Origin of the sequence: Comamonas aquatica (assembly GCF_018064205.1) — a bacterium.
Classification (GTDB): Bacteria; Pseudomonadota; Gammaproteobacteria; order Burkholderiales; family Burkholderiaceae_C; genus Comamonas; species Comamonas aquatica.
Window position 1 is genome coordinate 2682421 of the sequence record NZ_CP072916.1, and the last position, 12485, is coordinate 2694905.

General features: G+C 61.3%; 16 protein-coding genes. 13 read left to right on the forward strand and 3 right to left on the reverse strand.

Annotated features, from left to right (window positions below; genetic code table 11):
- The first annotated feature begins 21 nt into the window (after positions 1 to 21).
- From KAQ61_RS12685 to KAQ61_RS12740, 12 genes are all read left to right on the forward strand, one after another.
- Entirely contained in the window at positions 22 to 516 is a 495-nt protein-coding gene (locus KAQ61_RS12685) for a hypothetical protein (protein WP_244982889.1), read from the forward strand.
- On the forward strand, positions 513 to 1088 hold the full coding sequence (locus KAQ61_RS12690; protein ID WP_210929397.1) for a glycoside hydrolase family 108 protein: 576 nt from the start codon (positions 513 to 515) through the stop codon (positions 1086 to 1088). Before KAQ61_RS12685 ends, KAQ61_RS12690 begins: the two co-directional genes overlap by 4 nt.
- On the forward strand, positions 1085 to 1579 hold the full coding sequence (locus KAQ61_RS12695; RefSeq protein ID WP_210929398.1) for a lysis system spanin subunit: 495 nt from the start codon (positions 1085 to 1087) through the stop codon (positions 1577 to 1579). The genes KAQ61_RS12690 and KAQ61_RS12695 overlap by 4 nt, the downstream gene beginning before the upstream one ends.
- Positions 1576 to 2082 carry a phage tail protein gene (locus KAQ61_RS12700; protein WP_210929399.1) on the forward strand — a complete coding sequence of 169 codons (507 nt, stop codon included), beginning with the start codon at positions 1576 to 1578 and terminating at the stop codon, positions 2080 to 2082. Before KAQ61_RS12695 ends, KAQ61_RS12700 begins: the two co-directional genes overlap by 4 nt.
- Positions 2075 to 2542 carry a phage virion morphogenesis protein gene (locus KAQ61_RS12705; protein ID WP_210929400.1) on the forward strand — a complete coding sequence of 156 codons (468 nt, stop codon included), beginning with the start codon at positions 2075 to 2077 and terminating at the stop codon, positions 2540 to 2542. The genes KAQ61_RS12700 and KAQ61_RS12705 overlap by 8 nt, the downstream gene beginning before the upstream one ends.
- A gap of 68 nt (positions 2543 to 2610) precedes the next feature.
- Complete coding sequence (locus KAQ61_RS12710) at positions 2611 to 3273, forward strand: phage baseplate assembly protein V (protein WP_210929401.1); 663 nt, start codon at positions 2611 to 2613, stop codon at positions 3271 to 3273.
- On the forward strand, positions 3270 to 3614 hold the full coding sequence (locus KAQ61_RS12715; RefSeq protein WP_276514444.1) for a GPW/gp25 family protein: 345 nt from the start codon (positions 3270 to 3272) through the stop codon (positions 3612 to 3614). The genes KAQ61_RS12710 and KAQ61_RS12715 overlap by 4 nt, the downstream gene beginning before the upstream one ends.
- Positions 3611 to 4528, forward strand: coding sequence for a baseplate assembly protein (locus KAQ61_RS12720; protein WP_210929402.1), 918 nt, complete (start codon positions 3611 to 3613; stop codon positions 4526 to 4528). The genes KAQ61_RS12715 and KAQ61_RS12720 overlap by 4 nt, the downstream gene beginning before the upstream one ends.
- The gene (locus KAQ61_RS12725) at positions 4521 to 5069 is read left to right on the forward strand and encodes a phage tail protein I (protein WP_210929403.1); all 549 of its coding nucleotides are present in this window, start codon (positions 4521 to 4523) and stop codon (positions 5067 to 5069) included. The genes KAQ61_RS12720 and KAQ61_RS12725 overlap by 8 nt, the downstream gene beginning before the upstream one ends.
- A gap of 12 nt (positions 5070 to 5081) precedes the next feature.
- The gene (locus tag KAQ61_RS12730) at positions 5082 to 7133 is read left to right on the forward strand and encodes a phage tail protein (protein ID WP_210929404.1); all 2052 of its coding nucleotides are present in this window, start codon (positions 5082 to 5084) and stop codon (positions 7131 to 7133) included.
- Positions 7134 to 7136: 3 nt separating this feature from the next.
- Complete coding sequence (locus KAQ61_RS12735; protein ID WP_210929405.1) at positions 7137 to 7652, forward strand: DUF4376 domain-containing protein; 516 nt, start codon at positions 7137 to 7139, stop codon at positions 7650 to 7652.
- A complete protein-coding gene (locus KAQ61_RS12740) occupies positions 7567 to 8463 on the forward strand; it encodes a tyrosine-type recombinase/integrase (protein WP_244982890.1) in 897 nt (298 codons plus the stop codon). The genes KAQ61_RS12735 and KAQ61_RS12740 overlap by 86 nt, the downstream gene beginning before the upstream one ends.
- A gap of 13 nt (positions 8464 to 8476) precedes the next feature.
- On the opposite strand, the gene KAQ61_RS12745 is transcribed toward KAQ61_RS12740, so the two are convergent.
- Positions 8477 to 8896, reverse strand: a complete 420-nt coding sequence (locus KAQ61_RS12745; RefSeq protein ID WP_210929406.1) for a hypothetical protein — start codon at positions 8894 to 8896, stop codon at positions 8477 to 8479.
- Positions 8897 to 8982: 86 nt separating this feature from the next.
- Positions 8983 to 10242 carry an AAA family ATPase gene (locus tag KAQ61_RS12750; protein WP_210929407.1) on the reverse strand — a complete coding sequence of 420 codons (1260 nt, stop codon included), beginning with the start codon at positions 10240 to 10242 and terminating at the stop codon, positions 8983 to 8985.
- 871 nt (positions 10243 to 11113) lie between these two features.
- Here KAQ61_RS12750 and KAQ61_RS12755 point away from each other — a divergent pair.
- A complete protein-coding gene (locus KAQ61_RS12755) occupies positions 11114 to 11506 on the forward strand; it encodes a hypothetical protein (protein ID WP_210929408.1) in 393 nt (130 codons plus the stop codon).
- Between the two features lie 432 nt (positions 11507 to 11938).
- Here the strand turns inward: KAQ61_RS12755 and KAQ61_RS12760 are convergent, their stop codons facing one another.
- Positions 11939 to 12340, reverse strand: a complete 402-nt coding sequence (locus KAQ61_RS12760; RefSeq protein ID WP_244982891.1) for an SH3 domain-containing protein — start codon at positions 12338 to 12340, stop codon at positions 11939 to 11941.
- Positions 12341 to 12485 lie beyond the last annotated feature (145 nt).

Genomic DNA, 12485 nt, shown 5'->3' on the forward strand with positions numbered 1-12485 from the left:
CCACCACCACACCACTGCAACATGGCCGAACCTACCTCTACCGCTGGCACATTTGCTGGCTACAAACTCGCGCTGTTTTCCCTGCCCATCATCACCAGCCTGATTGCCTTCTGGCTGGGCCTGCGCTTCGTTCCGCTGCGTGGTGATGACCCGCGCAACGACCTACTGGGCCGTGTGCTGGCCTGCCTGGTCAGCAGCTTCGTCATGGGCGTGCCAGCCCTGGTGCTGCTGATGCAGCACTGGCCCGGCATCTTTGATGCCGGCGTGCGGCTGGCCTACCTGGCGCAGCTGCCCGCGATTGCCGGCTTCTTTGTCATCACCGGCTGCGTGTTCGTGGTGTCGTCCATTCCGGGGCCCTGGATCATGGCCGCCGTGTTCCTGTGGCTCAAGCGCAGCGAGGGCAAGACCATCACGGAGATGGCCCAGGACGTGCGCGACGACATCAACGGACTGCGCCGGCCTGCCACCGGCAGCACCAAGACCACCGCAGACCCCGCGCAGGAGCCCAAGCCATGAGCGCGATTGAATACATCAACGACCTGATCGAGCGCGAGGGCGGCTACGTCTACGACCCCCGCGACAGCGGCGGGGAAACCAAGTACGGCATCACCCTGGCCACAGCCCGCGCCTATGGCTACACCGGCGCCATGCGCGAGTTGCCCCGCGACACCGCACAGACCATCTACCTGCGCCGCTACTGGGTAGAGCCTGGTTTCCACAAGGTCGATGCCCTGTATCCCGCGCTGGCCGATTGCCTGCTGGACTTCGGTGTGCTGGCCGGCCAGACCACCGCCGTCAAGCACCTGCAGCGCGTGCTGAACGTGCTCAACCGCAACCAGGCGGATTACCCCGACCTTGTGCCGGATGGCCGTATAGGCTCCATCACCCTGGCCGCCTTGCGTGCCTTCCTGGCCAAGCGTGGCCGCGAGGGGGCGGGAGTGTTGTTCGGCATGGTGGCGGCCCAGCAGTCCAACTACCTGCTGGAGCTGGCCGAGCGCCGCCCCAAGGATGAGGCATTCCAGTACGGCTGGCAGCTCAACCGCGCGCTGGGCGAATTCCTGGGCGGCACGCCCTTCCTGCCCGCATGAGCGCCGCCGCCCTCCTTCCCATGCTGGCCCGCCTGCTGCTGCCGCTGGCAGCGGTGGCCATCCTCTACGGGGTGGACCAGCGGGCCGAGCAGCGGGGCCGCTTGGCCGCCCAGGCCCAGCAGTCTAAGCAAGACGCCAACGCACTGGCCAAGGGCATCCAGCAAAGCGCCCAGCTGGCCGGTGTGCTGGGCCAGTTCATCGACCGGCACCAACAGGACCAAGCACATGCCCAAGAAGCCATCGCCCGCCTGGGCACTGATCTGCGCAGCGGCGCTATCCGCCTGCACGTCCGCACCACCAGCGCGCCAGCCACTGGGGGCGGCGCCGACCGTGCCGCCCCTGGGCCTGGCCAAGCGCACGCCGAACTTGACCCAGCAGATGCTGGAGCGCTTCTCCACATCACCGCCCAGGGCGATGCAGCCATCCGCGACCTCAACACCTGTATCGACCGATACAACGCCGTCCAGCAAGCCGTGAACGCCACGCCATGAACAAGCCCGCCGCCCTGCGCGAGTACCTGCGCCGCTGCATCCCGCAGCTGGCCACCGACCCCCAGCAGCTCAAAATCTTTGTGGAGCGCGGCAACATCGTGTCGCGCAGCGGGCAATCGCTGTCCTTTGAATACCGCTTCACCCTGCGCCTGGTGTTTCTGGACTTCGTGGGCAGCTTGGACCTGCTGGCCATTCCGCTGCTGGCCTGGCTGACCACCCACCAGCCCGACCTGCTGCAGAACAAAGAAACTTCGAGCAAGGCGCTGCGCTTTGAGGTGGAACCCCTGGCGCATGACAAGTCGGACATCGTGGTGGAAATCGACCTGACGGAATCCGTCATCGTCCAAGAAGATGCCGACGAGGCCGGCAACCGCCGCCTGACCGCCACCCACAAGGGCGAAGTGATTCATCCGGCCCCTTACGCCACGGGCGATTACACCCTGTACCTGGGTGACAAGATCGGTGCGGAGTGGCACATCACCCAGGATACCGCCCATGGCTGATGCCCTCAAAGAGCTGGCGGACTGGGCGCAGCCGCTGCTGCACAAGCTGCAACCCCAGCAGCGCCGGGCAGCCATGCGCGAGGTGGCCCAGTACCTGCAGCGCAGCCAGGTGCAGCGCATCGCCAGCCAGCGCAACCCGGACGGCACGCCGTATGCGCCCCGTCGCCCCCGGGCGCAGCTGGTCGCCAAGTCCGGCGCCATTCGCAAACAGATGTTCATGGGCCTGCGCAAGCTGCGCAATCTGCCGCGCCGGGCCACCGCAGACCTGGCAAGCGTTGGGATCAATCCGCGCGTGGCCTATGTCGCCCGGGTCCACCACCTGGGCCTGCGCGACCGGGTGGACCGCAGCGACCCCACCAGCCCCGAGGTGCAATACCCCCGCCGTGAACTGCTGGGCTTCACCGACACCGACCTGCAGGCCGTCGAAGACATCCTGCTGCAGCACCTGATGGACGGCTGAATCAGTCACCAGCCCCGCCACAACAGCCAGATGGTGCGCCGCGCAGACTGCGGCGGCACATTGGCCGCATGTCCCCGAACGACCCAACGACTGCCATTTCCGAGCTGCAACGCCTGCTGCACAACATCGTGCGCGTGGGCGTCATCAGCGCCGTGGACCACGGCGGGCCAGACCAGCCTGCGCGCGTGCGTGTGTCCATTGGCGACCTCACGACCGACTGGCGCCCCTACCATGAGTGCCGCGCCGGCGGCACCACCACCTGGAACCCGCCCACGGTGGGGGAGCAGGCCACCGTGCTGTCCCCCAGCGGCGACCTGGGCGCAGCGGTGGTGCTGGTGGGGCTCAACAGCACCCAGCACCCCGCCCCCAGCAACAACCCCAGCCAGACCGTCACCCGCTACCCCGATGGCGCCGTGGTCCAGTACGACCACGCGGCGCACGCCCTGGTTGCCACACTGCCAGCAGGCGGCACCGCCACCCTGACAGCCCCGGGCAGCGTCACCATCGACAGCCCGCAAACCACCATGACCGGCCATTGCCTGGTCAAAGGCACCTTGACCTACCAGGGCGGCATGAAGGGCAGCGGGATGGCACAGGGCGCCACCGGCGCGGCGCAGATCGACGGCGACGTGCACACCACGGGCGACGTGGTGGCGGGCAGCATCAGCCTGCAGGGCCACAAGCACCCAGGCGTGCAAACAGGTGGTGGCACAACGGGGGTGCCGCAATGATGGACGCCACCACGGGCCGCCGCATCAGCCTGCGCGCCCACATCAGCCAGTCCATCGCGGACATCCTGACCACGCCCATCCAGTCGCGGGTGATGCGGCGCGGTTATGGCAGCTACATCCCCAGGCTGATTGACCAGCCCATGACGCCGGCCAACATCCTGCGGCTGCAGGCGGCCACGGCCCAGGCCATCATGAAATGGGAGCCTCGCACCCGCCTGCGCCGCACCCTCCTGCAAATGGATGCCGCAGGCCGTGCAGTGATGCAGATCGAGCGCGTGGACCAGGGGCAGGCCACGGCCATGCGCCAGTCCGTCACCTTGGCCGGAGGTCTGCGGGCATGAGTAACGCGCAGATCATCGACATGAGCAAGCTGCCAGCCCCCGCCGTGGTGGCTGTGCCGGACTTTGAAACCATCCTGGCCACGCTCAAGGCCGACATGGTGGACGCCATGCCGCTGGCCCAGCGTGCAGACATCGCGGCCACCTTGCAGCTGGAATCCGAGCCGCTGACCAAATGGCTGCAGCGGCTGGCGTTTCAGCTGATGGTGGAGCGCAGCGACCGCAACGACAGCGCGCACGCCGTCATGCTGGCCTACGCCCGTGGCAGCGACTTGGACCAGCTCGCCGCCTTCTTTGGCGTGCAGCGGCTGACCATCCAGGCCGCAGACCCCACCACCTTGCCACCCACCGAGGCGGTGATGGAAGGGGACGATGCATTCCGGGAGCGCATCCAGATGGCCCCACGCGGCTACAGCGTGGCCGGACCGGTGGGCGCCTACGTGTTCCACGCCAAGACGGCCAGCGGCCAGGTGCTGGACGCCGCCGCCACCAGCCCTGCGCCGGGCACGGTCATCGTGTCCGTCCTCGCGCGCCAGGGCAGCGGCGTGCCCGACCAGGCTTTGCTGACCACCGTGGCGGCCGCCGTCAACGCCGAGGACGTACGCCCGCTGACCGATGAGGTCATCGTCCAGGCGGCGGGCATCGTGCCCTACCAGATCACGGGCCAGCTCTACACCCTGCCCGGCCCTGATTCGTCCAGCGTGCTGGCCACAGCCCAGCAGCGCATCGCCGACTACGCCGAAGCCATGCACCGCATCGGGCGCATGCCCACGCTGTCGGGCATCTACGCAGCGCTGCACATCGACGGCGTGGCCCGTGTAGAGCTGACCAGCCCAGCCGCCGACGTGGTGGTAGGTGGCACGCAAGCCAGCTGGTGCACCGCCATCGACATCACCTACGGGGGCACCATTGACTGATTCGCTGCTGCCCCCGAACGCTACGGCCCTCGATCGAGCGGCAGAAGCGGTGCTAACCCGGCACCTGTCCAGCATTGCCCAGCCGCACCGTGCGCTGTGGAACCCCGATACCTGCCCGCTGGAGCTGCTGCCCTGGCTGGCCTGGCAGATGGGTGTGGAAGCCTGGCGCAGCGACTGGCCCGAACACATCAAGCGCGCCATCGTGCGCAACGCCATCCAAGTGCAGCGACAGCGCGGGACCATCAAAAGCGTGCGCGACACCGTGGCCGCGTTTGGTGGCGCCATCAGCATCCGGGAATGGTGGCAAACCACCCCCAAGGGGGCGCCGCACACGTTTGAGCTGGTTTTCACGATGACCGGCCAGGACGGCAGCCAGGCCAGCGCCGCCTTTGTGCAGGACGTGATGGCCGAGGTGTCCCGCGTCAAACCCCTGCGCTCTCACTTCACCTTTATCCAGGGCATCGCCACCACGGCAGCGGTCAAGCTCGCCGCCGTGGGCCGCCCTGTCACCTACGCCCGGCTGGATATGGCCGTGCAGTAACCCGCAGCATCTATGACAGGCATCATCTTCAAACTCACAACGGCGGGGCGGGCCGCCCTGGTCAACGCGGCGCATGACGGCACCAATGCGCGGCGCGTGGTCAGCGTCGGCGTCACCGCCACCGAATTCACGCCCACCGATGCACTGGCCACCGTTCCGGGGGAAATCAAGCGCATCACCACCATCGCAGGCGACGTGGTGGCGGCAGACACCATCCACGTCACCATCCGCGACGATGGCGCCGACACCTACACCGTGCGCGGCCTGGGGCTGTATCTGGACAACGGCGTGCTGCTGGGCACCTACAGCCAGCCCGGCGTCATTCTGGAAAAGTCCACCGCAAGCATCTTTTTGCTGGCCACAGACGTGCGGGTGCTGGATGGCAGCGTGGACATCAGCACGCTGCAGTTCGGGTCCACCGACTTCATCAACCCGCCCGCCACCACCGAGCGCCAGGGTGTGGTGCAGCTGGCCACGAAGGCGATTGCCGACGCGCTGACCGATGCCACCCGTGCCCTGACCGCTGCCAGCGTGGCCGGCCTGTTTGCTGCGCGGGCCTTGGTGACCCGCAAAATCAATGCCGGCACCGGACTGAGCGGCGGCGGCGACTTGTCAGCTGACCGCACTATTGCGCTGGCCAACACTGCCGTAGCGGCCGGCAGCTACGGTAGCGCCACCGTGGTGCCCACCTTCACGGTCGATGCCCAGGGGCGGCTGACCGCTGCAGGCACGGCCACCATCACGCCAGACTGGGGCAATGTCTCCGGCAAGCCCACCACCCTGGCCGGTTACGGCATCACCGATGCGGCCCTGGCTGCGCGTGCCATCACCGCCGGTACGGGGCTGACCGGTGGTGGCAACCTGACCGCCAATCGCACACTGGCACTGGCTGACACCGCCGTCACTGCCGGCAACTACGGCAGCTCCACCGTAGTGCCCACCTTCACGGTCGATGCACAAGGGCGGCTGACGGCAGCGGGCACGGCCACCATCACGCCAGCCTGGGGCAATGTCTCCGGCAAGCCCACCACCGTTGCAGGCTATGGCATCACCGATGCGGCCCTGGCTGCGCGCACCATCACCGCCGGTACGGGGCTGACCGGTGGTGGCAACCTGACCGCCAATCGCACACTGGCACTGGCTGACACCGCCGTCACTGCCGGCAACTACGGCAGCTCCACCGTAGTGCCCACCTTCACGGTCGATGCACAAGGGCGACTGACGGCAGCGGGCACGGCTGCTATGACGCCAGCCTGGGGCAATGTCTCCGGCAAGCCCACCACCTTGGCAGGCTATGGCATCACCGATGCGGCCCTGGCAGCACGCACGATTGCTGCCGGCACGGGGCTGACCGGTGGTGGCAACCTGACCGCCAATCGCACACTGGCACTGGCTGACACCACCGTCACTGCCGGCAACTACGGCAGCTCCACCGTAGTGCCCACCTTCACGGTCGATGCACAAGGGCGACTGACGGCAGCGGGCACAGCTGCCATGACGCCAGCCTGGGGCAATGTCTCCGGCAAGCCCACCACCTTGGCAGGCTATGGCATCACCGATGCGGCCCTGGCAGCACGCACGATTGCTGCCGGCACGGGGCTGACCGGTGGGGGCAACCTGACCGCCAATCGCACCCTGGCACTGGCCAATACGAATGTCACTGCCGGCAGCTACGGAAGCTCTACGCGCATTCCAACTTTTACCGTTGATGCTCAAGGCCGCCTGACCAATGCGGGTTATGTCGATTTAGAAGTTGATTGGTCGAACCTGTTGGGAAAGCCTGTCAGAAGGTGGCAAGAAGTCACGCGCGCCACGGGCGTAATTTATACAAATGGATTGCCGTTTGATATTGAGTTGAACGTGCAAACCGCAAGTGGATCAAATACTGCGCGATCTGTAGTTGTGGAAATCAAGAATGCAGGGGAGACAGTTTGGAACTCCATTTTGCTTGCATACGAAAGTTCCAGCGTAGTCGCGCAAGCAGCAGGAAATATCACAATCCCTGCGGGTGCTGAATACAAAATTACCAGCGGCGCTATTCAAAAATGTTTTGAACTGAGATAGCAAATGGATTACTTATATTTTCGTGATGCAGATGGCAACAAATATGGATACCCTGTTGAAGTTTCCAAGGATTTCGTAGAGAAAAAAGGATTGATTGAATTAACACCGTCCGAGGTGGAAGATTTACTGAACCCGAAACCGAAGGCAACTGCTGAAAGCTTAAAACAGCAGGTGACAGAAAAGCGTTGGCTGGTGGAAACTGGTGGCATTACTCTGCAAAGTGGCGAAGTAATAGCGACCGGAATTGATGACCAGAACCGCATCACCTCGGTAGTCACAAATGCAGAGAGAGCCGGTCTGCAGGAGGTCGATTTCAAGAGTGCCACCGGATGGTCACGAATTCGGATTGAGCAAGTCCAGGCGATAGCAGCTGCAGTGGCAATGCATGTGCAAGCCTGCTTCTCTGCTGAACGCATGCACCACGAAGCGATTGATGCGATTGACGTTCAAGCAATTGGCCGGCGAGTGGCTGCGCGTGAAGCGTCCGGAGGTCCAGCACAGCACGTTCCACCACTATGAGCAGACATTGAGCAGTTACCACTTTGCGGACCTGATGGACGTGCGGACAGTGGACCTGAACTATCGAGCCTTGATGAATTTGCTGGCGGACTTTCCGAAAAACGGCAAGACCTTCAACAACGTGGCCAGTGTGTTGCGCCAGGTGCTGGAGTATGGGTTCAAGGCCAAGTTGCTGGCCGAGCCGCTGCACGATCATGTGGAGATGCGCCGCTACCAAAAGCCAGGGCCAGACCCGTACACGCTGCAGGAGGCACTGGCCATCATCCAGGCCATGCCCGAAGGTGCGCCACGGAACTACTACGAACTGGCTTTCTTTTCAGGAATGCGCCCTTCTGAGCAGATCGCACTGCAGTGGGCCAAAGTGGACCTAAAGGCCGGCAAGATGGTTGTGGATGCTGCCATCACCCGGGGCGAAGAAAAGGGCACGAAAACCGGCATCACACGCACAGTGGAGCTGACAGGGAATGCGCTGGAAGCCTTGAAGCGGCAGCGTGCCATCAGCAACCAGGGCGCAGTCTATGTGTTTGAGGCTGGCGACGGTAAGCCGCCGGCTTCCACGGATGCCCCACTGGACGCCTGGTGGCGCCCCACGGTGGCATCGTTGAATGTGCGTTACCGTGATGCCCGACAAACCCGCCACACGTTCGCCACCATGTGCCTGATGGCGGGCATCACCCCTGGGTGGGTGGCAACGCAGATGGGACACTCGATTGAGATGTTTTTTCGGGTGTACAGCCGATGGATTGAGGGGGCGGATAATGGAGTTGAGAGAAAGCGACTTGATGCTTTCATTTCTGCGGAAAGTGCATAACAGTCGTATGAAATTATCTACGCCTGCGAGGAATCCTCGCAGGCACAGCTGGCTCATATGCTTTGAGACCAGCATCACCAGTAAGAATTTCAACTACGATGCCGCTGCGCGCGTAGTATTCAGCGACATCCTTAATGGTGGCATCGCCGATTGAAAGACCGCCAGTAGCCAAGCGGGGCCAATTTTCTGCTAATACAAGAAGATTGGTGGATTCCCACAAAGAAGACTGATCCGTAAATGCAGCCCAGGGTGTCGTGGCTTCAGCGGCAGCAGACAAATGCTCCGCTAACATGTTTGCACACTCAAAACGGTTAGACGATGCTTGAGCGATATGGTTGCCTGTCTCGATTAGCGTCGCAATCGGCAGCACAAACGTGCTCCCTTGTGCTTTTTCTTGCTCCAGCAGAGCTGCAATTCGATCGTGATTCCACACGTCATCAATAGGTCCTGCGGTGTCTTTGCCGGGGACCTTAAGCCAGCAGCACAGGACAGAGGTGTCAAGGATTAGTACCTTCCTGCTCATGAGCGCACCTCGGTTGCCTGCTGCTCCAAGGTTTTCTCGATCATTCCCTGGCTTGAAATCCTACCTACAGGTCCGTGCGCTAAAAGCTTCGGAAGATTATTAATGTCCTCAAGGAGAGTAAGTACAGAGAAACCACTTGTTGGATCACGGTGTGCTACTGCAATAAAAGGCACCATCTCCATACCCATTGCATCGAGCAATGCAGGGTTATGGGTCGTCACAAGCACGTCCACACCACGTCTGCTTCCAACATCCATGAGCATTTCCAGCATCAGCGTTGCCCGCGATGGATGCAGTCCATTGTCGATTTCTTCTACCACCAACAAACTACCGGAAGGCCGCGTAAGCAGAGCGGTGAGAATGGCAAGAAATCGCAATGTCCCATCCGACATCCCCCTTGCATCAATAGTCTGTTGTTCGCCCGCATCGCGCCAATGTTCCTCGCAGTAAAGCATGGCGTCAGTATTGAACTTACCTACTGTCTCAGCATAAACCCTGCGGATGTCGCGTTCTGGCAGTCGACTCGCGTAGCGAGTCAATGTGCGTTCTATTTCTTCCTTCTTATCATCCGGCAATGCAGCGATAACACCTGCAATATTGCTGGCGTCAGGTTCGAGTTTTTCTGACAGCAATGCGTAACCACGCATATGCGACGGAATTGGGTCAAGGATAAATATCCCGCGAAGGGCATTCGAAAGAGCAGCGACACCATCTTGTATTTCCTGGCGTAGTTTTTGACCAACCAGTTGAAACAAAACTGTGTGGCCTCTGCCTAGCTGCCGAGGGGTTCCTTGCTTCTCGTTGTAAAGGCGTGCAACGATGGTCGGAGAATCATTCGTGCATACATCAGTGCGATAAAGCTTGATACGCCCAGCTTCGGACTTGCGTGCGCCTTGCTTATCAAGTCGGTACTTGATACGAGTTAGATGTTCAGCAACTAAGTCACACCTGTTGTCGCTGACCATGCACTCTACGTTGTACTCGTAGTCGGTAGTATCTTCGGTACGAATAGTCGCATTCAGTGAAAACACATTCCCTGGTTTACGTGCTGCCCACTCCACGCCACCGCGAAGTGCAAGCATCCCTGAGTCACCTTGAAGCGCAGCCGTCAGCATTGCACCATTTGCAATTCGATTTAAGAAGGACAGTGCATCCAGAGCATTTGACTTACCACTGGCATTTGTACCGATCAATACAGTGACCGGATCGATATGCAACTTAGCTAGTTCAAAGCTCTTCCAGTCTTTCAGTTGCAACGACGTAATCATTGATTCTCCATAGTACGCAAGGCGCTCGCACAAAGCGCAATGCTGCGCAGTAGGACTGCATTTTGGCTTATTGCGATGCCCAGTGAAGGGCAAAATTCTTAGGTTCCTCTACTTCTTTCAAGCAACTTGACATCTCTTCGTTGGGACTGTGGCCCGGCCGAGAGCTACAGTCATGGAAGCTGGCTGCACCCTGCCCGCCATAACGGCGATGCCACTTGCAAGCTATACGCGTCCTGATACCAACGGCTCCAGCCCCAAGGATCAGCCGATCGATCTGCTGTACCAAGTGTGCTCGCCCTTTGGGTGGCAATGACGTACTCTTCTGGATGTTCGTCTGAGAGTTCCCAAGAAGGTTGGCAGACTTAAGAAGCCCTATGTTCCTTCGCTTCTGGTGAGCAGCCTCTTGCAAGGCGACAGCTAGAGAGCTGGGACACAGGGTGGGACACCAACATTAAAAAACACAGAAATTAGCGATGTTCTCGCTACCTGATCGTAGCGATTCATGTGACAAATTTGCCTGAATTTTGTAGTTAACGGGTTCGATTCCTGTCGGGGGGACCACATTTAAGGCCGTAAGCGTCCATCAGCTTCCGGCCTTTTTTGTTTGCCCTCTGTCGATGACACTTTGAAGTGCACCAAGGTTCGCCAAAGTGTGCCGCAATCCAGGGGTATCTGGGGGTACATCAGGGGGCAGATTGTCAAAAAGTGGGGGCACATTTCTCAAGCCCCGCTTTCTGCACCCAAGCCTTCACTGCCCCTTCTCATTGCATGGGGCCGCGAGCTGTTGGCGAAGGCACGGAGAACAGCAAGACTGCGTCCGATCCCTTTGCTACGATGCGGACAGATTGGAGACGTCTTTATGTTCGACTGGCTTCGCCAGCTATTGCTTAACGCCAAAGCACGCCGGGAGTTGCTAGAAGTATTGGAGCATCAGGCACAGGCGGCGAAGGAGCAGTTAAACGAATCGCTGCTATTGGCCCATACCGCAACACACCCTGAGACGAAAGTTACGCGCCTGGAGTTTGCGAAATCCAAATTTGCCGAGTTGCAAACCATTGCCGCAGAACATCCCAGGATGCGCCTCACCAACGAGCAAGAAGTCGACGCCGCCATCAAGCTGCTGGAGGAAGAATTTGCTCAGGCTGGCTATTACGCGATGGCGGAGGCCAGGCGCAGACAGTCTGTGTCTGCGCATGTCAATCTCAGCCAAGAAGCTGAAAAGCTGCTTGCAATCAACTGTGAACGGCGATGAGGTGTGATGCCTCAATGCACCAAGCCCGCGACAGAGGGCTGGGTTGTTGGGTGCCAGTTCTGACTTAGAAGCATCAGTTTTTTGTGGATCCTGGCGCAGCACATCGTCGAGTGCGGTTGTTTTCACCGCTTGCGGTCTTGTTCTTTGCTCCCGCTGTCGCGTGCATGTTCAAGCTCGCCAAAATCCATGCAGGAGCGCCGCCCTGGAGCATATGGGGGTACATGTCAGATGCCCCAGCCTTCACTCTGGCGGCCTTTTTGATTGCATGAGGCTGTGCGCCTTGCCGATGCCCTGTTGCAGCACCTCGAGGTTCCCCGCACTGCACCGCCCCCAAGGCAGCCAGGCAACTGCGCGACAAGGAGGATCGAAGGCCCCGTGTCCGCGCGCCATGCGGAAGCGCCCGGCAGCCAGGAGCCTGGCCACCCTCTCCTTTCACCAGCCCCAGAGCAACTTTTGCGAGACCCAGCCGTGCTGGCCCTCGCTGGTGCGCACCTTGGCCCAGCCCTGCTTTTTCTCCAGGGTTCTTACCACATCGTATTTCTTGAGCTTGGCCACGATGCGGTGCTGGGTGCCCATGCCGGCCCGCAGGTTGGCGGTCTTGACCTTGACCAGGTAGTGGGGGGTATGGGTGGTGACGGGCCGGTACACCCAGCCCAGCACGCCGTCGATGTCCTTGACCTGCAGCCAGTTGCCCTGCTTTTTGACCACCGCCAGCGGATAGCCCTGGGTCAGCTCCCACGCGATCTCGGACCGGGTGTTGGGTTCGGTCCGGATGTTGGCCTTGTCGCCCTTGACGCTGCGGAATTCGGCAGCGCCGGCCAGGCCAGCCGACACGGCCAGGGTTGCACACAGAACAATTTTTGAAAACGAACGACCAAGCACCTGTATCCAGCTCCCAGTGAAGATTGCAGACTGGCGGGGCTGCGAATTCAGCCCGCGCCGCAGAGTTCTGAGAAATTGGTGTGCCCCACGGCGTGTG